General features: G+C 55.9%; 23 protein-coding genes. 11 read left to right on the top strand and 12 right to left on the bottom strand.

The annotated features are described in order from the left end of the window. Genes ABLV17_RS04750 through ABLV17_RS04710 form a run of 9 tightly spaced genes read left to right on the top strand, consistent with a single transcriptional unit; the run spans position 1 to position 10,357 of the window. Positions 1–2,088 (top strand): polysaccharide biosynthesis tyrosine autokinase, encoded by a 2,088-nt coding sequence (locus ABLV17_RS04750; protein WP_271031972.1) that lies wholly within the window; start codon positions 1–3, stop codon positions 2,086–2,088. Between the two features lie 5 nt (positions 2,089–2,093). Next, the gene (locus ABLV17_RS04745) at positions 2,094–3,311 is read left to right on the top strand and encodes a capsular biosynthesis protein (RefSeq protein WP_045391116.1); all 1,218 of its coding nucleotides are present in this window, start codon (positions 2,094–2,096) and stop codon (positions 3,309–3,311) included. Further along, positions 3,302–4,684 (top strand): capsular biosynthesis protein, encoded by a 1,383-nt coding sequence (locus ABLV17_RS04740; protein ID WP_113374936.1) that lies wholly within the window; start codon positions 3,302–3,304, stop codon positions 4,682–4,684. The genes ABLV17_RS04745 and ABLV17_RS04740 overlap by 10 nt, the downstream gene beginning before the upstream one ends. Then, positions 4,677–5,702, top strand: a complete 1,026-nt coding sequence (locus ABLV17_RS04735; RefSeq protein WP_213794298.1) for a glycosyltransferase — start codon at positions 4,677–4,679, stop codon at positions 5,700–5,702. Before ABLV17_RS04740 ends, ABLV17_RS04735 begins: the two co-directional genes overlap by 8 nt. Further along, a complete protein-coding gene (locus ABLV17_RS04730; protein ID WP_271031971.1) occupies positions 5,683–6,897 on the top strand; it encodes a glycosyltransferase family 4 protein in 1,215 nt (404 codons plus the stop codon). The genes ABLV17_RS04735 and ABLV17_RS04730 overlap by 20 nt, the downstream gene beginning before the upstream one ends. Beyond that, positions 6,894–7,994, top strand: a complete 1,101-nt coding sequence (locus tag ABLV17_RS04725; RefSeq protein WP_113374934.1) for a glycosyltransferase family 4 protein — start codon at positions 6,894–6,896, stop codon at positions 7,992–7,994. The genes ABLV17_RS04730 and ABLV17_RS04725 overlap by 4 nt, the downstream gene beginning before the upstream one ends. An 11-nt stretch (positions 7,995–8,005) precedes the next feature. Next, the gene (locus ABLV17_RS04720; protein ID WP_015704480.1) at positions 8,006–8,419 is read left to right on the top strand and encodes a hypothetical protein; all 414 of its coding nucleotides are present in this window, start codon (positions 8,006–8,008) and stop codon (positions 8,417–8,419) included. A 7-nt stretch (positions 8,420–8,426) separates the two neighbouring features. Next, on the top strand, positions 8,427–9,842 hold the full coding sequence (locus tag ABLV17_RS04715) for a DUF4832 domain-containing protein (protein ID WP_308958967.1): 1,416 nt from the start codon (positions 8,427–8,429) through the stop codon (positions 9,840–9,842). Between the two features lie 11 nt (positions 9,843–9,853). Continuing rightward, the gene (locus ABLV17_RS04710; RefSeq protein ID WP_087859111.1) at positions 9,854–10,357 is read left to right on the top strand and encodes a serine acetyltransferase; all 504 of its coding nucleotides are present in this window, start codon (positions 9,854–9,856) and stop codon (positions 10,355–10,357) included. Between the two features lie 45 nt (positions 10,358–10,402). Here ABLV17_RS04710 and ABLV17_RS04705 read toward each other — a convergent pair whose 3' ends face one another. The 4 genes from ABLV17_RS04705 to gpt all read right to left on the bottom strand — a co-directional run bounded on the left by ABLV17_RS04705 (position 10,403) and on the right by gpt (position 15,343). Then, positions 10,403–12,667, bottom strand: a complete 2,265-nt coding sequence (locus ABLV17_RS04705; RefSeq protein ID WP_308958968.1) for an FdhF/YdeP family oxidoreductase — start codon at positions 12,665–12,667, stop codon at positions 10,403–10,405. A 409-nt stretch (positions 12,668–13,076) separates the two neighbouring features. Beyond that, positions 13,077–13,475, bottom strand: a complete 399-nt coding sequence (gene crl, locus ABLV17_RS04700; protein WP_015368042.1) for a sigma factor-binding protein Crl — start codon at positions 13,473–13,475, stop codon at positions 13,077–13,079. A gap of 57 nt (positions 13,476–13,532) precedes the next feature. Then, on the bottom strand, positions 13,533–14,777 hold the full coding sequence (frsA, locus tag ABLV17_RS04695) for an esterase FrsA (protein WP_113374930.1): 1,245 nt from the start codon (positions 14,775–14,777) through the stop codon (positions 13,533–13,535). A 107-nt stretch (positions 14,778–14,884) separates the two neighbouring features. Further along, on the bottom strand, positions 14,885–15,343 hold the full coding sequence (gpt, locus tag ABLV17_RS04690; RefSeq protein ID WP_002889733.1) for a xanthine phosphoribosyltransferase: 459 nt from the start codon (positions 15,341–15,343) through the stop codon (positions 14,885–14,887). Between the two features lie 257 nt (positions 15,344–15,600). On the opposite strand from gpt, the gene pepD reads away from it, so the two are divergent. Next, positions 15,601–17,058 carry a cytosol nonspecific dipeptidase gene (pepD, locus tag ABLV17_RS04685; protein ID WP_213317727.1) on the top strand — a complete coding sequence of 486 codons (1,458 nt, stop codon included), beginning with the start codon at positions 15,601–15,603 and terminating at the stop codon, positions 17,056–17,058. Between the two features lie 248 nt (positions 17,059–17,306). On the opposite strand, the gene ABLV17_RS04680 is transcribed toward pepD, so the two are convergent. Continuing rightward, positions 17,307–17,768, bottom strand: a complete 462-nt coding sequence (locus ABLV17_RS04680; RefSeq protein WP_308958710.1) for a GNAT family N-acetyltransferase — start codon at positions 17,766–17,768, stop codon at positions 17,307–17,309. 2 nt (positions 17,769–17,770) lie between these two features. Next, positions 17,771–18,826, bottom strand: a complete 1,056-nt coding sequence (gene dinB, locus ABLV17_RS04675) for a DNA polymerase IV (RefSeq protein ID WP_015704475.1) — start codon at positions 18,824–18,826, stop codon at positions 17,771–17,773. Between the two features lie 159 nt (positions 18,827–18,985). Between dinB and ABLV17_RS04670 the strand changes: the two genes are divergently transcribed. Then, positions 18,986–19,846 carry a glycerophosphodiester phosphodiesterase family protein gene (locus ABLV17_RS04670; RefSeq protein ID WP_308958711.1) on the top strand — a complete coding sequence of 287 codons (861 nt, stop codon included), beginning with the start codon at positions 18,986–18,988 and terminating at the stop codon, positions 19,844–19,846. 55 nt (positions 19,847–19,901) lie between these two features. On the opposite strand, the gene nqrM is transcribed toward ABLV17_RS04670, so the two are convergent. The 6 genes from nqrM to ABLV17_RS04640 are packed head-to-tail and all read right to left on the bottom strand — an operon-like array spanning position 19,902 to position 24,615. Then, entirely contained in the window at positions 19,902–20,117 is a 216-nt protein-coding gene (gene nqrM, locus ABLV17_RS04665; RefSeq protein WP_015368113.1) for a (Na+)-NQR maturation NqrM, read from the bottom strand. A 2-nt stretch (positions 20,118–20,119) separates the two neighbouring features. Continuing rightward, the gene (gene nqrF, locus ABLV17_RS04660; RefSeq protein WP_087859105.1) at positions 20,120–21,343 is read right to left on the bottom strand and encodes an NADH:ubiquinone reductase (Na(+)-transporting) subunit F; all 1,224 of its coding nucleotides are present in this window, start codon (positions 21,341–21,343) and stop codon (positions 20,120–20,122) included. A 12-nt stretch (positions 21,344–21,355) separates the two neighbouring features. Next, positions 21,356–21,952 carry an NADH:ubiquinone reductase (Na(+)-transporting) subunit E gene (gene nqrE / locus ABLV17_RS04655; protein ID WP_015368115.1) on the bottom strand — a complete coding sequence of 199 codons (597 nt, stop codon included), beginning with the start codon at positions 21,950–21,952 and terminating at the stop codon, positions 21,356–21,358. A 6-nt stretch (positions 21,953–21,958) separates the two neighbouring features. After that, a complete protein-coding gene (locus ABLV17_RS04650; RefSeq protein ID WP_002889716.1) occupies positions 21,959–22,597 on the bottom strand; it encodes an NADH:ubiquinone reductase (Na(+)-transporting) subunit D in 639 nt (212 codons plus the stop codon). Further along, the gene (locus ABLV17_RS04645) at positions 22,590–23,384 is read right to left on the bottom strand and encodes a Na(+)-translocating NADH-quinone reductase subunit C (RefSeq protein ID WP_015704472.1); all 795 of its coding nucleotides are present in this window, start codon (positions 23,382–23,384) and stop codon (positions 22,590–22,592) included. Before ABLV17_RS04645 ends, ABLV17_RS04650 begins: the two co-directional genes overlap by 8 nt. Next, entirely contained in the window at positions 23,377–24,615 is a 1,239-nt protein-coding gene (locus ABLV17_RS04640; RefSeq protein WP_015704471.1) for an NADH:ubiquinone reductase (Na(+)-transporting) subunit B, read from the bottom strand. Before ABLV17_RS04640 ends, ABLV17_RS04645 begins: the two co-directional genes overlap by 8 nt. Positions 24,616–24,617 lie beyond the last annotated feature (2 nt).

Raw genomic sequence — 24,617 nt, 5'->3', positions numbered from 1 at the left:
ATGGCAATTTCACTGGTCGAAAACGCGAAAAAGAAAGAAGGCTTTATCGACTTCACGCCTTATTTCAACAAAATTAAGCACAAGCTTATCTGGTGCCTGGCGGTGGTGATTGTCGCCGCCGTGGCATCGTTTATTCTGACGCGCTTTATGTCCTCCAGCTACACGGCGACCGCTACCGTGCTGTTCAAAGCGCAGTCGCAGGACGTCTCTCCCCTACCGCGGCTGGAAAACTACGACTCCACGCGCAGCGATTACTACGAGACCAAGTATGCGTTAATGGGGTCACGAGTGGTGCTCGATGCCGCGGTGCGCAAATTAAAGCTGGAGCAGGATAGCGAATTTAACGGCGGCGATAATCTCGACGAAACCGCGCGTATTAATAATGCTATTCAGGCGCTGCAAAAAAGCCTGACCATTTCCGGCGTGCGCACCACCCAACTGGTTGCCGTGTCGATGGAAGCGAAATCACCGCAGAAAGCCGCCGATATCGCCAACGGCGTCGCCCAGGCATTCATCGATTACAGCCTGCAGCAGAAGCAAAATACCTTGCTTCAGGCGCAGGGCTGGAACGAAAAAATGATGGACGACCTGAAAACCAAAATGGATCAGCAGAAGGCAGACATCGATAACTTCCTCAAGCAGAACGGATTACTAACCTTCCGCAGCATGGATGGTTATGAGACCGAGCGGCTGGGGATTGTGATTAACCATCTGGCCGACGCCACCCAGCGCCGCCTGAAAGCGCAGACGGTATGGGACAAGGTCCGTCGCCAGCAGGGTAAACCGGTAGAACAGATTATCTCGCTGCCGGAAATCTCCGGTCATCCGCAGGTGCAGGATTTACGCATTGCGCTCATCCAGACGCGGCGCAATCTTTCCGAAGCGGCCAAACACTACGGCCCGCAGCATCCGAAATATCTGCAGGCCCAGGCGCAGCTACAGGCGGTGAATGCCCAGCTCGGCCAGGTACTGGGCGAGCTGTTTAACGGCCTGCGCCAGCAGTATCAAATCGCCCTCGACGATGAGCAGCACTACCAAAAAATGCTCAACGATCAGAAGGCCGATTTCCAGGCGCTCGGCGCCAAGCGCGACCAGTACAACACCATGACCACCGCGCTGAATAAAACCGAAGAGCTTTATAAGTCGCTGTACCAGCGCGCTAACGAGCAGAAATTGTCGGAGACCTTCTCGGTACCGGATGAAGTCATTTACGACGCCGCCGTGCCGCCGGACCGCCCGTCTAAACCCCAGCGCGGCCTGTTAATCGTGATGATTACCATGATGGCGCTGGCGCTGTATATCATGTACCTGATCGTCAGTACCGCGCTGGATAAAACGGTGAATAGCCTCAGCGAGCTCAAAGCGAAAACCGCCCTCGAGGCCAGCGGCGAATTTCCGCTCCTGACGCATCTGGAAAACGCGCAGCAGATTTTCCATAACGTGCTCTACGCCGATATGATCCACAGCCTACGGCTGGCGTTGCTCAATCAGCGCGATAAACCCGCCACCATCCTGGTGACTTCGGTGCAATCCCGTTCCGGCAGTTCGTTTATTGCCGAACTGCTGGCTTGCTCAGCCAGCAAATCGCGTAAAACGCTGCTGATTGACCTCGACTACCTGGCCACTCAGGGATTATCGGCCAAATTTCCGCAACATAAACAAGGCTTTAGTCAATTGCTGAACGGCGAGTGCATGCCGGAGCAGTCCGTCGTCAAACTGGATGATCAACTGGACTTTATGCCACGCGGCAAACTCAACGACTCTTCGCTGCTGTTGCTCACCTCTGAACGCCTGCCGGCGCTGCTGACAACGTTGCATCAGACTTACGATACGCTAATCATCGACGCTCCGGCGCTCAACCAGGCGCAGGATAGTCTGCTGCTGGCAGCACAAAGCGATATGACTCTGCTGGTGGTTAAGGCCGGCGAACTGGCTCCGCGGATCCGCAAAGCGGAACAACGTCTGCAGAGTGCGGGCAATCGCCGGGTGGCAAGCGTGCTCAACCAGGTGCGCGAAGAACATCTGGAAACGCAGGAAGGTAAACGCCTGCTTGAGCGCCAGATGCGCGAACTCATTGCTCCGAAATAGCGCCTATGAATCTGATTAAGAGTATTTCATCCATCGCCAGTTCATCGGTGCTTTCACAGCTGATCGGCGCCTTTTCGGTCTGGCTTATCTCTCATCGCTACGGGATGGCGGAGGTCGGCCATTATGCGATGATCTACAGCAATGTGCTGATCGGCGCGCAGGTTTGTACCTTTGCCTCGCAGTTGCTAATCCCCCGTCAGGAGGATCACGAGCTTGGGCAGAACGTGGTGTTCTGCCTGCTGCAGAGCCTGGTGATGGCCCTCCCCTGGGCGGTCATTACCGGGCTTATCTTCGAACTTAACATTGCGTTTCTCTATTTGCTGACCTTTGGCTATGCGCTGGTGCTGGTGGCGGAAAACCTTTCCCTGCGCGGCGGCAACTATCCTTTCCTGACTTTCCAGCGCATTGCGGTGTCGCTGGTGGTGGCCATTGCGCTGCTGGTGATGCCCAACCCAACGCTGTTTTATCTGGCGTGGATGGTCGGGATCCTGCTGCTATTGATCGCCTGCCTGATTCGCCTGTTTAACTTCAAAAGCTTAACGCTGCGCCACTTTTCGATTGCCACGAATCTGCGTTTTTTACGCGAGCACTGGCAGCATATTAGCCGCGTCGGCAGCGCCGAGGTGCTGGCGATGGCCAGTAATAACCTGCCGACCATGCTGATTAACATCTGGTTCTCGCCGCTGGTCGCCGGCTACTTTTCGGTAGTCAGCCGTTTCTGCCTGTCGCCGGTGATGATTATCGGTAACGCCGTGCGCAACTCCATCTTTTCTAAATGGTCGATGGATTTTCGCAACCACACCTTTAACTATCCGGAATATAAAAAGGTTCGCCTGCTGCTGCTGGGCGCCGCCGCGGTATGCATCCTTGGTATCTGGATTTTCTATCCGCTGGTGATGCGCCTTGGCTTTAGCGAGGAGTGGCTGAATTCGATCCCCACCTCGCGCTACATGCTGCCTTATCTGTTCGCCGCGCTGGCGGTCAGCCCGCTGACTGTGATCGAACTGATCTTCGGCTCCCGGCGCTACTTTTTGCGTATTCAGATTGAGCAGTTGCTGATTATCGTCATCGCCTTCATCGCCTTGCCGTACTTTGGCGTCAGTTATGAAATCGCCCTGCTGGCCTTCTCGTTCCTGACCTTCGCGCGTTACTTGTTCATTTTGCTCAAAATGAATCAGCGGGCGAAAACGCTTTCGCTGCAGGAGCAGAAAATATGCAGCTAAACACCGGCCGCTATCTCGAAGCCTATGCCCTGATGACGCTGGTGTTCTGCGGTACGGTCCAGTATTTCACCGGTATCGCGGCCGTGCTGTGGCTGCCATTTTTTCTGGTGCTGGTGATGGCGGTGCTGCTCCTGATGCAGAGCCGCCCGCAGCCGCTGGCGCTCACCGGGCGGGAAAAGCTGATACTGGCGCTGTATCTGACTTTTATCGTACTCGGGCTGGTCTCAACGGTACTGCAGTCGGGGATCGTCACCGCCATCGTCGGCTTTAAAAACGAGCTGGCGCTCTCGCTGCTGATGTTCTGCATGCTGTTGGGCATGTTTAGTGAATCACAGCTGTACCGTCTGACGCGGCTTTTCTACTGGATCTACTATGTGCAGATCCCGGTCGCTATCTATCAGGTGATTTTCGTGGTGCCTAAACGGGTGGCGTTTCGCGGCGAAGATGAGAAGTGGGACTCGGTGGTCGGCACTTTCGGCGGCGACCCGATGGGCGGCGGCAACACCGCGGCGATGGGGATGTTCTGTCTGCTGATCATGCTCATGAAAGTGTCGGAGTTTAAGCACGGCATCTGCACATTTAAATCGCTGGTGATCCACATCGCGCTGGGTTTCTTCCTCTGCGTAGTGGGGGAAGTAAAATTCGTCATTCTGCTATCGCCGTTTCTGCTGGCCCTGCTATGGATCCTGCCCGGCTACGTAAGCGGCGTGAGTAAAGTTAGCCTGCGATCGCTGCTGATCATCGCCGCCGGCATGGCGCTATTAATTTTTGTCGCTATTACCGTGTTGGCCTCCAACTATTCCTCGGCCTTCGGCGGCGACCCGACCAAAAGCGCGCTATCGGTATTTATCGATTCACTGGGCTATATTTTTGATACTAACTACATTATGCCAAGCGGCGAACTGGGGCGTTTTACCACCCTCTTCTTCTGGCTGCAGCATAACGAACTGTTCGGCCCGGGCGGCATGCTGTTTGGTTACGGTCTTAACGCCACCAACAGCGGCAGTACCGTCTCGCCGGGATATATCGGCGCCTGGTATCACCTGATCCTCGATTCCACCGCCTTAAGCATGCTGCTTTGGGAAGTGGGGATTATCGGCATCATTCTGTTCATTGGCACCATCGCCTCAATACTGGTCGCCATGCGGCCGAAAGAGACCTTTTCGCGCCACGATCTCAAGCTTGAGGATCTGCAACTCCTTAGCTCGGCGCCGGCGTTCTACGTTTTTGTCATTGGCTGTCTACTCAGCCTGCCCTACAGCCAGATCCTGATGATCATTCCCATGCTACAGTTTTTATTATGGTTATCCCTTGGGGCGCTGATTGTCATCCACCGCGCTGTCCGTCTTAACTCCGGTACCCACTATGAATAAAACGCCATCAATTACCGTCAGCATCAAGACTCTGAATGAAGCGCAGGGCATCGAAAAAACCATCGATAGCGTGCGCAAACAGCTGCAACCGTACCCGCATCAAATCATCGTCGCCGACAGCTTATCAACGGATAACACCCGCGAACTGGCTATCGCGAAAGGCGCGATGGTGGTGTGTCTGGATAACGCCGCCGACCGCTGCTGCGGTATCGGCCACCAGCTGGGCTGGCTGTATAGCGAAGGCGATTATTTGCTGCTGCTGGATGGCGATATGGAGCTGGAGCCGGGCTTTCTGGATACCGCGGTCGAATTCCTCGAGACACATCCGGAGTACGCGGGAGTCGCCGGCAGCGTCGAGATGGATAATGCCTCTAACTATGAGTTCAAATCGCGCAAGCAGCGCCTGCACCTGATCTATCCGCAGGGCGACACCGATCATCTGGGCGGCGGCGGCCTGTATCGCCGTGAAGCGATCGAGAAAATCGGCTATCTGACCAACCTCAACCTGCACGGCTACGAAGAAGCGGAGCTGGGTATTCGTTTACAGGCAGCAGGTTACAAGCTGCATCGCCTGGCGGCGCCCTACTTTAGCCACGCCTCTTACACCATGCCAACCTTTAAAATGCTGGCCTACCGTTGGAAGAACGGCTTTCTGTGGGCGCCGGGCGAGTTGCTCCGTAACTGCTGGGGTAAAGCCCATTTCCCGGCGGCGCTGCGGATTGTACGTAATGAGCTGATCTTCACCCTCTATCTGCTGGTTTTACTGATTTGTCTACTGACCTTCAATGGCAAGGTTATCGCCATCGCCCTGCTGCCGCTGCTGGCGTTTATCGCTCTGAAGGCCATTAAAAATAAATCGCTGCGCGATGGCGTGCAGAGCGCGATTAACTTATCGCTATTTTCAGCGGGGCTGCTGCGCGGGGTGATTAATTCAGTGCGCGATCCGATGAAACGCCCGGCGGTGACCGTCTCGAATCCACAGCATATTGATACTGAAAATGAAAATTCTCTTCGTTAACAAATTCTTCTTTATCAAAGGCGGCGCGGAAACCGTTTATTTTCAGGAGCGCGACGCGATGCTGCAAGCCGGCTACCAGGTGGTCGACTTCAGCATGCAGCACGCGGAAAATAAACCGTCGCCGTGGGAGGAATTTTTCGTCCATAACGTCGATTATCACGACAGTCACGGCCTGATGAGCAAAATCAAAGCCGGGGTGGACTTTATTTATAATGCCGAGGCCTGCGCGAAGCTCAATACGCTTTTGTTGCGCGAGCGGCCGGATATTGTTCATTTTCATAATATCTATCATCAACTTACGCCTGCCGTTATCGGCGTGGCGAAACGCTTTGGCTGCAAAACGGTACTCACCGCCCACGATTACAAAATCGTCTGCCCTTCCTACACCATGCTGCGCGATGGTCATGTCTGCGAAGAGTGTCTCACCGGGTCGGTGATCAACGCTTTTCGTCACCGCTGCCAGCAGGGCGATACTTTCAAAAGCCTGCTGCTATCGTTGGAAGCCTACTGGCAGAAATTCGCCCAAAATTACGCCATGCTCGACTGTATCATCGCCCCGAGCGAGTTTATGCGCCAGACCCTGCTGCGTAAGCTGCCCGACGCCCGCATTGAAGTGATCGTCAACGGTATTGATGCCAATAGCACCGTGCCCGGCGAAACCGCAGGCGACTATTTTCTCTATATTGGCCGCCTGAGTCGGGAAAAAGGCGTGCCGACGCTGGCGCAGGCGCAGCAAAAAATGCGGGAGGCGATGCCGCTTAAGATTGTCGGCGATGGCCCATTGGGCGCAGACCTGCGCGCGCGCTTCAACGGCCCGCAGTTCCTCGGCTATATGAAACACGGCGAGGAGCTGAATAACCTTATTCGCGGGGCCCGCGCGGTAGTCGTCCCCTCTGAATATTATGAAAACTGCTCCATGTCGGTGCTCGAAGCCATGGCTTTTGGCCGCCCGGTGATCGGCGGCAATATTGGCGGTATCCCGGAACAGATCCGTGACGGCGTCGACGGCTATCTGGTTGAGCCCGGCAATAGCGATGCGCTGGCGCAACTGATGGACAAACTGGCTGCGGACCCTGAACTGGCCCGCAGTATGGGAATTAACGCCCGCCGGCGGCTGGAAGAAAAATACGATCTCGCCCGCCACATGCAGGTGCTGCAGGCGCTTTATCAGCAACTTGTCGGGGAGAAAAAATGACCATCAACGTCACGGTATTAGGCACTCGCGGGATCCCCGATGTGCAGGGCGGCGTGGAAACGCACTGCCAGAATTTATACCCGGAAATCTATCGCCAGGGCAGCGCGGAAGTTTGCGTGATCGCCCGCTCACCCTATGTGAACTACCGACGCAGCGAATATCAGGGCGTTAAACTCAAGAGCCTGTGGGCGCCGAAAAGCCGTAAATTCGAGGCTATTATTCACTCGACGCTGGCGGCATTCAGTACCTTATTCGACGGCTCCAACGTGGTTCACGTTCACGCCGTCGGCCCCGGCCTGGTGGTGCCGTTGCTGCGTCTGCTGGGAAAACGCGTCGTCTTTACCCATCATGGCCCGGATTACGATCGGCAGAAATGGGGCCGGATGGCCAAAGAGATGCTGCGCCTTGGCGAAAAATGGGCGGTGAAATACGCCAATGAAGTGATCGTCATTTCCGAGGTCATCAATAATCTGATTAAGCACAAGCATGGCCGCCATAACGCCCATGTTATCTACAACGGCGTGCGCCAGGTCGACCTGCCTCCTGCGGATCGGCAGGCGGAGATCCTCGATAAATACGGTCTAAAACCGGGCCAGTATATCGTTGCCGTGGCCCGTTTTGTCGAAGAGAAAGGACTGCACGATCTCGTTGCCGCCTATGCCGCCGCCGGATGTTCGGTACCGCTGGTGCTCATTGGCGATGCCGACCACGCCGATGAATATAGCGAGCGTCTGAAGCAACAGGCGACCGCCACGCCAAACGTTATCCTTACCGGCTTTATCAGCGGCGCGCCGCTGCATACGCTGTTCTCGCAGGCCGGGCTATTCGTGCTGCCCTCTTATCATGAGGGATTGCCGATCGCGCTGCTGGAAGCCATGTCGTGGTCGCTGCCGGTGGTAGTCAGCGACATTCCGGCCAACCTTGAAATTGGCCTACCGCCAGCAGACTACTTCCCGGTCGGCAACGTTCCGGCCCTGACGCAGAAACTGCAGCAATGGGTCGCAGGTGAAAAAGCGGATTACAGTGAGTTTATGCCGAAGTACCGCTGGCCGGAAATTGCCGCGCAAACCGCGCAAGTCTATCAGCGCTTAACGTAAGCAGGTTACTCGTGCCGAAATCTACAGCTGAACTGGTAGTCGAGCGCTTTTATGCCGCGCTTGACCAGGAGGTGGAAACCTCATTAACCGCGGAGCAGAAACGGGGAATCGAGCAGGCGCTGGTACGCGCCAACCTGGCGTCGCGCCATCGCATCGATTTTCGCCACAGCTTTCCGTTCCTGCATCGTCGCTATTTTGTGGTGTTTCTTTTTGGTCGCGATCTGCGCAAAGTTTCGCGCGAAAGCACTCTGTTCGGACGCATCTTCGCGACGCTGCTGATTACGCTTGGCGTGGTATTCGCCCTGCTGTCGATCCTGCTGGCGCTCTATATGCTGAAATCAGCATTAGGCATTGATGTATTTAAAAATTTCCACGTCGGTATCTGGACGTGGTTTGTTAATCTTCATGACCACATGACAAAGTGAATTGAGTATGGCGAAATCATCTCTGCGTAGAGCCCCCCTGTTTCGCGCCCTGCTGCTGGCCAGCACGCTGGCGTCAGCATCCGTTGGCGCGCAAACCACGGTCATCACCCCGCCCCCATTCGACGGTCTGCTCACCAATCCGGGCATCGGCGTCGCCAGCTTTCATGATGGCTATGGTGAAAAACCGACCCGCGCCGAGTATCCCGATACCGGTTTTGAGTACGATCGCTTCTACTGGAGCGAGCTGGAACCACAGGAAGGGGTCTACAATTTCGCGCCGATCGATAACGCTTTTAGCGTCGCCGCCAGCCATCAGCCAGCCATGAACGTCGGCCTGCGGGTAATGGCGCTCGACGAGCCACAAACGGGATCAAAAATTCCCGACTGGCTGATCGCTAAAGGGATCAAAGGACAGTGGGTCGCCGACGGCAAAACCTTCGTGCCGGATCTCAGCGATCCAACGTTTATCGCCTATGCGCAAAAACTGCTGAATGCCCTCGGTCAGCGCTATGACGGCAACCCGGAACTGGCCTTTATCGATATCGGCATGGTCGGATCCTGGGGCGAATGGCACAACTCCAACTTTAGCGACATTCCGCCGTTAATGGAGAAGTACACGCCGGAGCAGCTCAATCGCTATGTTGATATGCATTTCGATAGCTTCCCGAAAACGCCGAAAGTCATGCTGATTAGCGGCGGCGATTCGCTAGCCTCGGCCAGCCGCCGCGGCGCGGGCTGGCGGGCGGACTGCTGGGGCGACTGGCATAACTTCTCCAGCGAGTGGAGCCATATGCGCGATGATTATCCGCAGCGTCTGGCCGCCGCCCAGGCCGCCGCGCCGGGGTTTGTCGATAGCTGGAAACGAGCGCCCGTCAGCCTTGAGATCTGCGGCTATATGAGCGAATGGCAGAGCGTGCAGCACTACACGCGTGAAGAGGTGCAGGCTACCTTCGACTGGGCGTTGCAGCAACACGCCAGCAGCCTGAACCTGAAATCAAGACCGATTCCGGCGGAATACCGCGATATTGTCGATAAAGCCTTACTGCAAATCGGCTACCGTTTCCGGGTTAACAAACTCGCCTTCGAGACGCCGGTTAAGGCTGGTAAGCCGTTAGCGATCAATGTCACCTGGCGTAATGATGGCGTCGCTCCGGCCTACCTGTTCTACCCGGTACAATGGCGCGTGGTCAACGCCGCCGGCGCCACGGTTACCCAGTTAAAAACCCAGGATGATGTGCGCCGCTGGCTGCCGGGGGATATGCAAAGCACAGTCACTCTCACGCTACCCGCCTCGCTGCCCGCAGGCGATTACGCATTGCAGACCGCCATTACCGATGCCCAGGGCAAGCCGCGGCTGCTGCTGGCCAACCAAGGCAAAACCGCCGACGGCTGGTATCAACTGACCACCTTTTCCCTTAAGTAAACGGAGAATTCATGCCTAATGCCATCAGTCAGGTCCGCCGCGAGATCAAACATACCGGCAGTATGAAGGCGAAAATCGCGATTCTGCTCTATCGCCTCGCGACGCTGTATCGCAGCCGCAACCCGTTTTACAAGCTGCTCGGCATTCCATTCGTTATTCTCAATAAACTGATTAACGAATGTCTGTTTTGCGTCGAACTACCGTGGCAGACGCGGATCGGCTACGGGCTGAAGCTGTATCATCCGCACTGCATCGTCCTCAACCGCGGCACCGTCATCGGTGAAAACTGTATCCTGCGTCAGGGAGCCACCATCGGCAGCCTGACGGATAGCGAAGGCCGCGAAGGGGCAAGCCCGGTGATTGGCAATAACGTCGAATTCGGCGCCCACGTGGTGGTCATCGGCCCGGTGACGTTGGGTGATAATGTTAAAATTGGCGCGGGTACCGTGGTGACGAAAGATCTGGCCGCCGGTCAGGTAGTGGTCGGCCAGCCATTTCGAGTGTTGAAATCGTAATACCGGCAACGGAGATAGCCAGCCTTAGCCTGGCTCCGTTATTCCTCAGGCCCGGCGAATAAGTACCGGTGCGCTCTTATAAGCCGGCGTCAGGCTCTCTTTATCGACCGCATCCAACGACAGCAGAATATTGGCCTCCGGTAGATAAGCGGCAACCGAGGCCGCCGCCATCGGTACGATAAACACCGTCTGATTCAACAGCGCTTTCTCACCGTCCGGTTCGCCCCGCGCATCCAGTGCCATGATATTGACCCGATCCCCCTGCCTCAACTGACGCTTACGCGCTTCTTCCTCACTGAGGAAGATAATATCGCGGCGGCCGGTTACGCCGCGATAGCGGTCATCCATGCCGTAGATGGTGGTGTTGTATTGATCGTGGCTGCGGATGGTAGTCAATACCAGACTATCCACCGGTAGCGCATCATCAACGGCGGTCAGATTGCAGACATGGAACGTCGCTTTACCCGATTCGGTACGATATTCGCCACGCGAAGCCGGGTTATCAAGGCGGAAGCCGCCCGGCGCGGCAATGCGCGCATTAAACTGATGGAATTCCGGGATCACCGCTTCAATCGCGTCACGGATCAGACGGTAATCACCCGTCAACCGCTCCCAGGAGACTGGGCTATCCGGCAGCGTCGCGCGGGCCAGTCCGGCGACAATGGCCGGTTCGGATAGCAAATGCGGAGAAGCAGGCTTCAGCGAACCGGTAGAGGCATGTACCATGCTCATTGAATCTTCGACGGTGATCGACTGTACGCCCGAGATTTGCAGATCGCGTTCGCTGCGGCCAAGCGCCGGGAATAAAAAGGTATCTTTGCCCGCCAACAGATGCGAGCGATTCAGCTTGGTAGCGATATGGACCTGCAGTTCCAGGCGGCGCATGGCCGGGAATGTACGCAGCGGATCCGGCATCGCTACCGCCAGATTACCACCCATGCAGATCAGGCCGCGCGCGCGTTTATCTTCAATCGCTTTGATACTTTCGACCGAGGAACGGCCATGCTGGCGCGGCGCCTTGATGCCAAAGTAGCTCTCCAGTCGCAGATTAAACTCTTCACTCGGGGCTTCGTTAATGCCGACGCTTCTGTCGCCCTGCACGTTGGAGTGACCGCGCAACGGACAGATGCCCGCGCCTTTGCGCCCCATATTACCGCGCATCAACAGTAGATTAACCAGTTGTTGTACGTTCTGCGTGCCGTTGCGATGTTGAGTGATACCCAAACCATAGCTAATGATCACCCGCTGATGACGGCTGTAGATCCCGGCAAAGTATTCGACCACTTCGCGTTTAACCCCTGCTCCACGCTCGATATCGTCCCACGATAGCGCTTCAAGATCGGCCAACAGCGCCGGATAGCCCGAAGTGTGCCCGGCAATAAAGTCGTGATGAATGACCGGATGCTGCGCATCTAAGGCCAACAGCGCTTTCATTGCTCCGCGGAAGAACCAGGCATCGCCGCCGACGCGGATCTGGAAATAGTCGCTGGAAAGGTCGGTATGCTGACCTAACAACATATCGGACGGCGACTGCGGAAAACTAAAGCGTTCCAGACCACGCTCGCGCAGCGGGTTAACCGAGATGATTTTACCACCGCGCTGCGCGACTTCCCGTAGCGTAGAGAGCATTCGCGGATGGTTCGTTCCGGGGTTATGACCCACGCAAATCACCAGATCGGCCGCCTCAAAATCGCTAAGTTCAACGGTTCCTTTACCAATACCAATAGACGAGCCCAGCCCCGTGCCGGTGGGACTATGGCACATGTTGGAGCAGTCAGGGAAATTGTTGCTGCCATATTCCCGGGCATACAGTTGATAGAGAAACGCAGCTTCGTTGGAGGTGCGCCCTGAGGTATAAAACTCCATCTCGTCCGGCGCAAAACCACGCATGATCTCGCCGATTTCGGCAAATGCCTGTTCCCAGGCGACCGGTTGATAGGTATCGCTGATGATGTCGTACTTCATCGGATGAGTGAGACGACCGTAATTTTCTAGCTCATAATCACTGCGCTGCCACAGATCCGCAAGCGTATGATGAGCAAAGAATTCAGGCGTCGCTTTCTTTGCCGTTGTCTCCCACGACACGGCCTTGACGCCGTTTTCGCACAGCTCCATCGGCGAGCGGTGTTCCGGGTCCGGCCAGGCGCAGCCAGGGCAGTCAAACCCTTTAACCTGGTTCATTTTAAATAGTGCGATGGTATCGCGCAGCGGCGTTTTTTGCCCCAAAACGTGGGCGGTACAGGCTTTAACGGCTCCCCAACCGCCGGCGGCTCCGGCGTATTGTTTCAGGCCTCGGGTATTATTAGTCATCAGAATACATCAGCGTTATTTTCAATCGCTCTTTATTAACACAGCGTTTTTGATGTACTGATTCCCACCATGGAGTAACGGTAAGCGGATAAATAATAAAAAAGAAGTAGAATTATAATTCGAATAGCACTCAGCATTAATCAAACACGAATTAACCATTAACAAACAAATAGTTATATTTATCTAAAGCATTGATTCAGGCTGTAATATGTCACCCAAATATCATTACATGGTAAACAGAACGTAAAACCACAGCAGTAGCCCCCCAGGAAGGGGTAAATAATATTTTCGTTTAACTACCTACTATATTGCCGCCTTGTATAACGAGAGGCGGATTGGTGCGGCGGTTATTTACAATTGGTATCGATTTTTTCGGGGGGTGCCTGCGGTAACAGGCACCGGGGAGAAATTACGCGCGCAGGCGAACCGGTTCGCTGAAATCGTCAGCCGGTTCGAGTTTCAGATTGAACGTTGCCAGCAGCGCCGCAGCGCGCTCGTGGAACTCACGCAGCGTTTTTTCGAGTCTTTCACGAACCTCGGGATCGTCGATGTCGACCGCTTGCCAGTCACCCTCTTTATCAAACAGGCCGAACTGGTAGCTATAAGTGAAACGAGATTCCTGTGCTTCCATTTCCATCCACCAGCCCCAGAATTCCCGCTTCTCCGGCGCTGGTTTAACGTTGACGCAAACTGCCAGGCAGTCGAAAAAAAAGCGGTTCTCTTCACACTGCCCTTCACGGATATAGGGGCCTAGCGCCGTGAATTTTTTAATCAGCTTACTTTTCAGGTGTCCACTCGGTAACGTCATTGCGATCTCCTTTAGTGATGCAACTGTTTTACCAAACCAATAAAATTTAGCAATATATTAACCAAATCTATGGTTGATCCAGCGGGCAATCTGACGCAATGCGTGATCGAAATTACGGTAAACCGGCTTAAACGGTATCTCCAGCAGCTTGCCATCCGCCGAAGACGAGGTGATTAACCGCGACTCCTCTTCGGGGCTAAAGGGATCGTCTTTCCAGTAGCCGGAGAGCATCGGCGTAGGGCAACGGCGGCCCAGCAAGCCCTGAGTTTTTAATGAATAACGGTTGAGCTCGACGCGCAGCGCTTCGTCGGAAGCATCGTGCATGCCAAGACGCGATGCCAGCACATCGAGGAACATCTCAGGCACCCGCGCCATCAGCTGCGGATCCACCAGCAGGTTATGCACCACCGGTCCCAGACAGGCCACCGCCTTCAGCCGCTGCGATTCCAGATACCCCAGACGAACCGCAATATTGGCGCCGAAGCGGAAACCAAATGCCGCCACCCGGGTATGGTCAACCCAGGGGACATTCTGCAGATGCTGCAGCACGTACTGATGCAGCATGCTGGTGTCCTGGCTCAGCGTCCACTTGGTTGAGAAACCGATGGACGGCATGTCCAGCGTCAGCATGGCGATACCCAGCGGGGCAAAATACTTCTCATACAGGCTGTAATAATCGGTTTGCAGCGAATCCAGACCACCGCACATCAGCACCGTCGGGAACGGGCCTTCGCCTTTCGGCATATGCAGGAAGCCCGTCACCGGCGCGCCGCCGGGGATAGCGAACTCCAGTTCACGCAGCTCGCCCGGCAGTCGTTGCGCCGCCTCTTCATAGGCCCGATTGGCCAGCGTCTGCGCCTGATCGGCTAGCCCATCGCCCTTAATATGGGGATAGGCGGCGATGCTATAGAGGTTGGAGGCGTGCAGCCAGTGGCGACCGCTCTGCAGAGGATCGGCTTCCTGAGTCGCTTTTTGCTGCCACATCATCGCTTGTTTAGTCCACTCATACACCCAGTTGCCGCCACGATAGCCAATCACCGTATCGTAGAGTTCAGGGTCGGAGCGTTCGGCATCGCTCATCACGATGCGCGCCTGGACATCCCATATCTCTTGCGGCGAGACGCCGCGCCAGATCCACATCAGGCGATTGATTAAGCGATACCAGTGATCGACGTGATTACCGCTCAACGCGGTCTGCATGTCCTGATGCTGGCCGGATGAAAACCGACGGACCAGCGTTGAGGTTTCCGGGTATTTGAATCGGGGTTTAAACAACGTTTCGCTAAGGTTAGCCTGTGACATGTGCCGCCTCCATCATGTTGCTGCTTGCGCTATTGTAACCCGCGTCAGAGTAAAAAAAACCACGCCCGGCATAACCGGGCGTGGTAATTATTCACTATTGGCGGGAATTAACGGCCAGCGATTGGCGGTACGAAGACGACGCCCATATCCCACGGCTGTTCAATCCAGGTATCCTGCGGGATATCAACCACATAATCATCAACCAGCGGACGGCCCGCCGGCTTGGCGAAAATGGTGACAAAGTGCGCTTTAGGATACATTTCGCGGATAGCGACAGCGGTGCCGCCGGTATCGACCAGGTCATCAATAACGATGAAACCTTCGCCATCGCCTTCAGCGCGCTTCAGTACTTTCAGCTCGCGCTGGTTGTCGTGATCGTAGCTAGAGATACATACGGTATCAACATGACGAATACCCAGTTCACGCGCCAGTAAAGCTCCCGGTACCAGACCGCCACGGCTAACGGCAATGATGCCTTTCCATTGTTCAACCGGCAGCAGACGGCTTGCCAGTTTGCGGGCGTGAATCTGCAACATGTCCCAGGTGACGACGTATTTTTCGCTCATGTGAATTGTCCCAGCCTGTGTATAACGGCTTAAATATTGTTCGAGGGGGAAAATGGTTGCGCGAGATTATAGAGACCTGACGCACTAAAAACCAGTATTAAGCGCCTCCAGCAACGCTTTTTGCGTGCTTTACACTAGCAGAGCGCGCGGAAAGTGGTATTCTCAACCACATCGCGCAAGCCCGAGCTTGTAGTGAATCTTATTGCTAACCCTCGACCTGTAAACGACTTTTGCAGGTGACTGTAAGGAGACTCATCGTGTCTGAATTGTCTCAATTATCCCCGCAACCGCTTTGGGATATTTTTGCCAAAATTTGCTCCATCCCGCACCCGTCCTATCACGAAGAACAGCTCGCCGAGCACATCATGGGTTGGGCAAAAGAGAAAGGCTTACACGCGGAACGCGACCAGGTTGGCAACATTCTGATTCGTAAAGGCGCGACTGCCGGTATGGAAAACCGCAAGCCGGTGGTTCTGCAGGCGCACCTCGATATGGTGCCGCAGAAAAATAACGATACCGTCCACGACTTCACCAAAGACCCGATTCAGCCGTACATCGACGGCGAGTGGGTTAAAGCGCGCGGCACCACCCTGGGCGCGGATAACGGCATCGGTATGGCCTCCGCGCTGGCGGTGCTGGCCGACGATAGCGTTGCCCACGGCCCGCTGGAAGTGCTGCTGACCATGACCGAAGAAGCCGGCATGGATGGCGCGTTCGGTCTGCAGGCCAACTGGCTGCAGGCGGATATCCTGATCAATACCGATTCGGAAGAAGAAGGCGAAATCTACATGGGTTGCGCCGGCGGTATCGATTTCACCTCTAACCTGGCGCTGACTCGCGAAGCGATTCCTGACGGTTTCCAGAGCTTTAAACTGACCCTGAAAGGCTTAAAAGGCGGCCACTCCGGCGGTGAAATCCACGTCGGTCTGGGCAACGCTAACAAGCTGCTGGCGCGCTTCCTGGCGGGCCACGCCGATGAACTGGATCTGCGTCTGGTGGATTTCAACGGCGGTACGCTGCGTAACGCCATCCCGCGTGAAGCCTTCGCGACCGTCGCCGTCGCCGCGGATAAAGCGGATGCGCTGAAAGCACTGGTGAATACTTACCAGGAGATCCTGAAAAACGAACTGGCGGCCAAAGAGAAGAATCTGGTCGTCCTGCTGGAAGCGGTCGCTAACGATAAAGCGGCGTTGACTCAGGCCTCCCGCGACGGTTTCGTGCGCCTGCTGAACGCGACGCCGAACGGCGTGATCCGCAACTCTGACGTCGCCAAAGGCGTGGTTGAAACCTCGCTGAACGTCGGCGTCGTGACCATGACCGACGACAACGTACAGATCCACTGCCTGATTCGCTCGCTGATCGACAGCGGTAAAGACTATGTCGTCAGCATGCTGGATTCGCTGGGCAAACTGGCGGGGGCGAAAACCGAAGCCAAAGGCGCTTACCCAGGCTGGCAGCCGGATGCCAATTCCCCGGTTATGCACCTGGTGCGCGAGACCTATCAGCGTCTGTTCAACAAGACGCCGAACATTCAGATTATCCACGCTGGCCTGGAATGCGGTCTGTTCAAAAAACCGTATCCGGACATGGACATGGTTTCCATCGGCCCAACCATTACCGGCCCGCACTCCCCGGATGAGCAAGTTCATATCGAGAGCGTCGGCCAGTACTGGACGCTGCTGACCGAACTGCTGAAAGCGATTCCGGCTAAGTAAGCCCTACACCGGCGGCACCATGCCGCCGGTTGTCTCTCCGGCCCGGTTATGACCTGTATTGTCGGGTGGCGGCTAACGCCTTACCCGACCTACGCCGACTACAGTAATGTGCAGTTTGGTAGCCCGGATAAGGCGCAACGCGCCGCCTCCGGGAAAATTCCTGGCGGCGACTGGACCGCAACAGACTCTCAGCTTTATAAGATAAAAGCTTTTCTCAAGCTAAAGAAATCGCAAACCGATAACAGTATCTATTCAGCCTTACCCGAACCGCGTTTTTCCATTCGATAGTTGGTGAACCACTCTCCACGCGATTCTACTCGCTGCTCAGCGACGACACGGAATCCCTGACGAAGAAAACTGGATCGTGCCGTTATACTCGCATCGACCGACAGTACCTTTCCCGGATGGCTGGCGCAGACCGCCCCGATGAGCGCATGGCCTATTCCCCGGCGGGTATAATCCGGCGAGACGAATAAAAGGTCGATATAATCATTAACGGCAGTGATAAATCCAACCGGCTGATTATCAATAACCGCCACCAGCACTTGCGAATGAGCAAGTTTCTGCCGCCAGCGGGATTCATCAACCTGCGCCCAGGCGGCAATTTGCGCGGGAGAATAATCCCGGCTGGCGGTCTCTCTCACCGCGCGCAAAAAAATGGCGCACAGCGCCGGAAAATCATCTTCTAGATACGACCTGATCGTTAACATCGTTATAGTCCAAGTACCAGTTGTCTTTCGAGCTGTGGGTCGAGCAGCGTCACGTGTAACCCCACCAGCCGCACGCCGCGGCTGCCCCGACGTTCAAGCCAGGCGTTGCGCGCGGTCGCGATTAAATCCTCTTTGTTTAACCGCGGCCAGACGTGCTCCTGAGTGGTGAGCTGAAAATCGTTAAACTTCAGTTTGATACCTTGGCGGGCGATCAGTAGATCCGGTTTTACCTTCGCCAGACGGCGTTCGAGCTCGGGATAGAGATTTTCGATAATCGCTTCGCAGTCTGACCACTCGTGAATATCTTCCGCAAGAGTGCGCTCGACGCCGACCGATTTACGCTGACGATCGTTATGGATTTCGCGCTCGTCAATGCCGTGGCTGCGCTCCCACAGGATACGGCCAAACTTACCAAAGCGTTTAAGCAGCATCGCCAGATCGCTGTTCTGCACGTCGCCACAGGTACGCAGCCCCATATTTTCCAGCTTCGCCGCCGACACCTTCCCGACGCCTGGGATTTTCGCCAGCGGCAGAGACCGCACAAATTCCGCCACCTGGTGCGGGGCAATGACGAACTGACCATTCGGCTTGTTCATATCTGAAGCGATTTTGGCGAGAAATTTAACCGGTGCCACCCCCGCCGAAGCGGTGAGATTCAGTTCACGCTCGATGGTCTGGCGGATCTCCTGGGCCATCAGCGTGGCAGAGCCGTGGCAGTGTACGCTGTCGCTCACGTCAAGGTAGGCTTCATCCAGCGACAGCGGCTCGATTAACGAGGTATAGCGGGAGAAAATTTCACGGATATGGTTCGAGGCTTCTTTGTAGGCATCAAAGCGCCCCGGCAGCAGCGTGAGGTGCGGACACAGTTTAAGCGCCGTCGCCGTCGGCATCGCGCTGCGCACGCCAAACTTACGCGCAGGATAGTTCGCGGTACTAATCACGCCACGTTGTACCCGACTGCCGCCGATTGCAATGGGGATATCGCGCAACGCCGGGTTGTCACGCATTTCCACCGCTGCGAAGAAGCAGTCCATATCGACATGGATAATTTTACGCATCGCCTTGCCCAACACTGTATACCCATACAGCATAGCAAAACTACGTGCGAATTTTATTCTTTTTTTAATTCAACCGCCAAAAAAGCTGTTACAACATAAAAGTGAAATAAATCACGTTTATTTTCATGCATTTAAATAATGAATCAGGAAGATACAATCATGAAGAAAATACTCACGGTACTCTGCCTGCTGGCAACCGGCAGCGCTTTCGCCAACCCGCAGCTGATTGCCCACCGCGGCGGCACCGGCGATGCGCCGGAAAACACCCTACCGGCCATCAAGCTGGCGCTGGAAAACCACGCGCAGGCCATCTGGATTACGGTACAGCTAAGCCGCGACGGCGTACCGGTGCTCTATCGCTCAAGCGATCTCTCCGCCCTGACCAACGCCGAGGGCAAGGTCTCAAGCTTAACCGCCGCCGAGCTGGCAAAAGTCGATGCCGGCTGGAAATGGGGCGATGACAGCCATCCGTGGCGCGGCAAGCAGGCCACGATCCCGACCTTACAAAGCGTGCTGCAGCAGTGGCCGCAGACCTTCTTCTACATCGATATAAAATCACCGGATGCCGATCCGGCGGTGATGGGCGAACGCCTGCTGGAGGTGTTAAAAAATACCCATAGCCTCGAGCGGGTGCGGGTTTATTCCACCGAAGACCGCTATATCGCCGCTCTGCCGCAACCAATCCCACGCTTTGTTAGCCGCAGCGAAACCCGAACCAGGCTTGCAAACGTTTCGCTCAGCCACCAGTGCCAGCAAGACAGCCAGCGCGATGGCGATAAGTGGTACGGGCTGGAACTAAAGCGCAAGGTAGAGGTAGTCGAGAAGTTTACCCTCGGTGAAGGCGTTTCTCCGGCGACGCTCACCTGGGATAAAGAGGCGATGGATTGCTTCCGCTCGCAGGGTAAGGCCCACATCATTTTCTTCGGTATCAATAGCGCGGAAGATTATCGTACGGCGAAAGAGCTGGGCGCCGACGGCGTGATGGTGGACTCTCCGGCGCAGGCGAAAAGCTGGCAGTAAGATAAAAAAGGCCGCGAAAGCGGCCTGAAAACGCAAGCGTAGCGCCGTCGGCGCATTAGAGAATGCGCTGCTGCTGGCGCTGCGCCTCGCGGGCGAGACGTTTCTTACGCGCGTCGCACGGTTCCGGACAGTCGCAGACTTTCTCCAGCCCCAGCGAGGAGATCCCGCCGCAGCTGCCTTGAATACTCTTACGCTTCACCAGGTAGCCCAGGGACATGCCAAGGATCACCAGCGCAAAAATCACAAAGGTCGCGACAAATACCGTCCACATCATCAGCCTCCAAAGTCGTCGAGCATGATGTTCTCATCTTCAACGCCCAGGTCTTTGAGCATTTTAATCACCGCGGCGTTCATCACCGGCGGCCCGCACATATAGAACTCGCAATCTTCCGGCGCCGGGTGGTCGCGCAGATAGTTTTCATACAGAACATTATGGATAAAGCCCGTATGCCCGGTCCAGTTATCTTCCGGCAGCGGATCGGAGAGCGCGACGTGGAAGGTAAAATTGGGGTTTTCGCGCGCCAGCTGTTCAAACTCATCGTCATAGAACATTTCACGCAGCGAACGCGCCCCGTACCAGAAGCTGATTTTACGCTTGCTGTGCAGGCGCTTAAGCTGGTCAAAGATGTGCGAACGCATCGGCGCCATTCCCGCGCCACCGCCGATAAACACCATCTCGGCGTCGGTCTCTTTGGCAAAGAACTCGCCAAACGGCCCGGAAATCGTCACCTTATCGCCAGGCTTCAGCGACCAGATATAGGACGACATAATCCCCGGCGGCGCATCCGGTACCTTCGGCGGCGGCGTGGCGATACGCACGTTGAGCATAATGATGCCCTCCTCTTCCGGGTAGTTAGCCATCGAGTAGGCGCGCAGGGTCGGCTCTTTCACCTCAGAGACATAGCGGAACAGGTTGAATTTGTCCCAGTCTGAGCGATATTCATCGGGAATATCAAAGTCGGCATAGGCCACTTTATGCGACGGGCATTCGATCTGAATATAACCGCCGGCGCGGAACGGCACCGCTTCACCATCCGGCACCCGTAATTTGAGCTCTTTAATGAAGGTCGCTTTGTTATCGTTAGAGATAACCTCGCACTCCCATTTTTTCACGCCGAAAATCTCTTCCGGCAGCTCAATTTTCATATTCTGCTTCACCGCCACCTGGCAGGCCAGGCGGCACCCTTCTTTGGCTTCGCGTTTGGTGATATGCGAAAGCTCGGTCGGCAGAATATCGCCGCCGCCTTCTTTGATGGTCACCCGGCACTGGCCGCAGGAGCCGCCGCCGCCGCAGGCGGAAGAGACGAAGATACCGTTGCTGGAGAGCGTGTTCAGCAGTTTGTCACCCGCCGGGGTGCGGATCTGTTTATCCGCTTCGTTATTGATTTCAATAACCACGTCGCCCGCGTTCACCAGCTTCGAGCGCGCCACCAGGATAAGCCCCGACAGGACCAGCACGATCAGCGTGAACATCACCACGCCAAGAATAATTTCCATACTTTTCCGCCCTTATAGCTGCACACCGGAGAATGACATAAAGCCGAGCGCCATCAGTCCGGTGGTGATAAAGGTGATCCCTAACCCGCGCAGACCAGCGGGCACGTTGGCGTACTTCATTTTTTCGCGGATCCCCGCCATCGCGACAATCGCCAGCATCCAGCCAATGCCGGAACCAAAGCCGTAGACAATAGATTCCGGGAAGTTGTAATCGCGCTGCACCATAAACGACACGCCGCCGAAAATAGCGCAGTTAACGGCGATAAGCGGCAGGAAGATCCCTAACGCGTTATAGAGTGCCGGGAAGTACTTATCGAGGATCATCTCAAGTATTTGCACCAGCGCCGCAATTACCCCGATAAAGGTGATGAAGTTAAGGAAGCTGAGGTCTACGCCTTCCATCAATGCGCCGTCGCGCAGCACCAGGTTATAGACCAGATTGTTGATCGGTACGGCAAGACCCAGCACCACCGTGACCGCAACGCCGAGGCCAAACGCGGTGGAAACCTTTTTCGACACCGCGAGGAAGGTACACATCCCGAGGAAGAACGCCAGCGCCATGTTCTCAACAAACACCGCGCGGACAAACAGGCTAATGTAATGAGCCATGATCGGTTACTCCTTTTCCTGCTGTTCAGGCTTCCAGCTACGCAGGGCCCAAATCAGCAAACCGATAATGAAGAACGCGCTCGGCGCCAGCAGGAACAGGCCGTTCGGCTGATACCAGCCGCCGTTCTGCACCGTTTCCAGTACGGTGATACCGAACAGCTTGCCGCTGCCGATAAGCTCGCGCAGGAAGCCGACGATAATCAGGATCGCGCCGTAACCGAGACCGTTACCGATACCATCCATAAAGCTGGCCAGCGGCGGCGATTTCATGGCATAAGCTTCGGCACGCCCCATCACGATACAGTTCGTGATGATAAGCCCGACGAACACCGACAGCTGCTTAGAGGTCTCATAGGCGAAAGCCCGCAGCAGCTGATCCACCACGATAACCAACGAGGCGATGATCGCCATCTGCACGATGATGCGCACGCTATTGGGAATATGGTGGCGAATCATAGAGATAAACATGCTGGAAAACGCCGTCACCAGCGTCACCGCAATGGTCATCACGAAGGCGGTTTCCAGTTTGGTAGTCACCGCCAGCGCGGAGCAGACGCCGAGCACCTGCAGGGCGATGGGGTTATTGGCGATAAGCGGCCCCACCAGCACGCGCTTCACCTCTTTCATATCGCTCTGTTCAGCCATTATTCAGCTCTCCCTCACGAACCTTTTTCAGGAACGGACCAAAGCCCAGTTCGCCCATCCAGAAATCAAAGCTATGCTGCACGCCGTTTGATGTCAGCGTGGCGCCGGATAAACCGTCAACCGCGTGGAGATCGCCTGCGCGCGCGCCGCCTTTTACCACCTTCAGAGACGGCATGCCGTTGTCATCCAGCACCTGCTTACCGACAAACTGCTGACGCCAGTTCGGATTTTCCACCTCGCCGCCCAGCCCCGGCGTTTCGCCCTGATCGTAGTAAGTAATGCCTTTCACCGTGCGCCCATCGACGTCCAGCGCCACGAAGGCGTACATCATCGACCACAGGCCATTGCCATAGATAGGCAGCACAACTTCCTGAATCTGCTGCTGCGCGTCACGCACCAGGTAAATTTCCGCCAGGTTGCTGCGGCGTTTAATCCCGGCCGGATCCTGGCTGGCGTCGAGCGCGATGCTCTGCTGCGGATCTTTCAGCGCCTGGGCCTGATTAAATTTACCCGGGTCTTTATCCAGCAGTTCGCCGGTCGCCAGATTGACCAGCCGCGGGGTAATGCGCGCGGCGAAGGTTTCCGCCACCGCGTCAGCATCCATCCCCTGCTGCATCAGGCCGGCGACGGCCAGGATATTGCGCTGTTTATCCAGCGCGCGTTGTTCCTGCTGACGCGACTTGAGGCCCACGGCGGAACCGGCGACCACAATGGAGCACACCAGACAAAGCACCAGCACCACCAGCAGCGTTTTGCCGATGCTATCGTTACTTTTCTTCTCAGCCACGCGACTTCCTCCGCTTGATATTGGCCTGCACCACCAGGTAATCGAACAGCGGCGCAAACAGGTTGGCGAACAGAATCGCCAGCATCATCCCTTCCGGATAGGCCGGGTTGACGACGCGAATCAGCACGCACATCACGCCAATCAGCAGGCCGTAGCTCCATTTACCTTTATCGGTAAAGGAAGCCGATACCGGGTCAGTCGCCATAAACATCATGCCGAAGGCGAAACCGCCGAGCACCAGATGCCAGTACCACGGCATCGAGAACATGGGGTTGGTATCGGAACCGATAAAGTTAAACAGCGTGGCGGTGGCGATCATGCCGACCATCACCCCGGCGACGATGCGCCAGGAAGCGATACGGGCAAAGATAATGAACGCGCCGCCGATGAGGATCATCAGCGTCGACACTTCGCCAATCGAGCCGGGAATGTTGCCGAGGAAGGCGTCCATCCAGCTCACCGGGATGCCGGTGGCGACGTTAACCAGCGCTTCACCGCCGCCGCTAGCCCACTGAGAGAGCGGCGTCGCGCCGGAGAAACCGTCCGCCGCCGTCCATACCAGGTCGCCGGAAATCTGCGCCGGGTAGGCAAAGAACAGAAACGCGCGCCCCGCCAGCGCCGGGTTGAGGAAATTACGCCCGGTGCCGCCGAAAATCTCTTTGGCAATCACCACGCCGAAGGAGATCCCCAGCGCCGCCTGCCATAGCGGCATCGTGGGCGGCACAATCAGCGCGAAGAGAATCGAGGTAACGAAAAAGCCTTCGTTGATCTCATGTTTGCGCACAATCGCGAACAGTACTTCCCAAAAACCGCCAACGATGAATACGGTCAGGTAGATAGGCAGGAAAAATACCGCCCCCAGCGTCATCATGCTGAGCCACCCGGCATCGGCGCTGAAGCTCACCCCTAACCATTGGGCAACGCTATAGTGCCAGTTGTTGGCAATCACCTGCTGCAGCTGTTCGGCGCCGTATAGCTTGTGCAGCGCCGGAATTGTCTGCAAGCCGACGTTGTACATGCCCCAGAACATCGCCGGGAACACTGCAAACCAGACGAGGATCATCATCCGCTTGAGGTCGATGGCGTCACGTACGTGCGCGGCGCCGCGGGTGACTAAACCCGGGGTGTAGAAGATTGTCGCCGCCGCTTCATACAGCGGGTAATATTTTGCTAACTTGCCGCCGTGCGTGAAATGCGGCTCAAGTTTCTCAATCAGGTGCTTTAAGCCCATCT

This window comes from Klebsiella sp. CN_Kp091 (assembly GCF_040065095.1).
In the GTDB taxonomy this organism is placed as follows: domain Bacteria; phylum Pseudomonadota; class Gammaproteobacteria; order Enterobacterales; family Enterobacteriaceae; genus Klebsiella; species Klebsiella aerogenes.
This window is presented reverse-complemented; position numbering and strand designations above follow the sequence as displayed.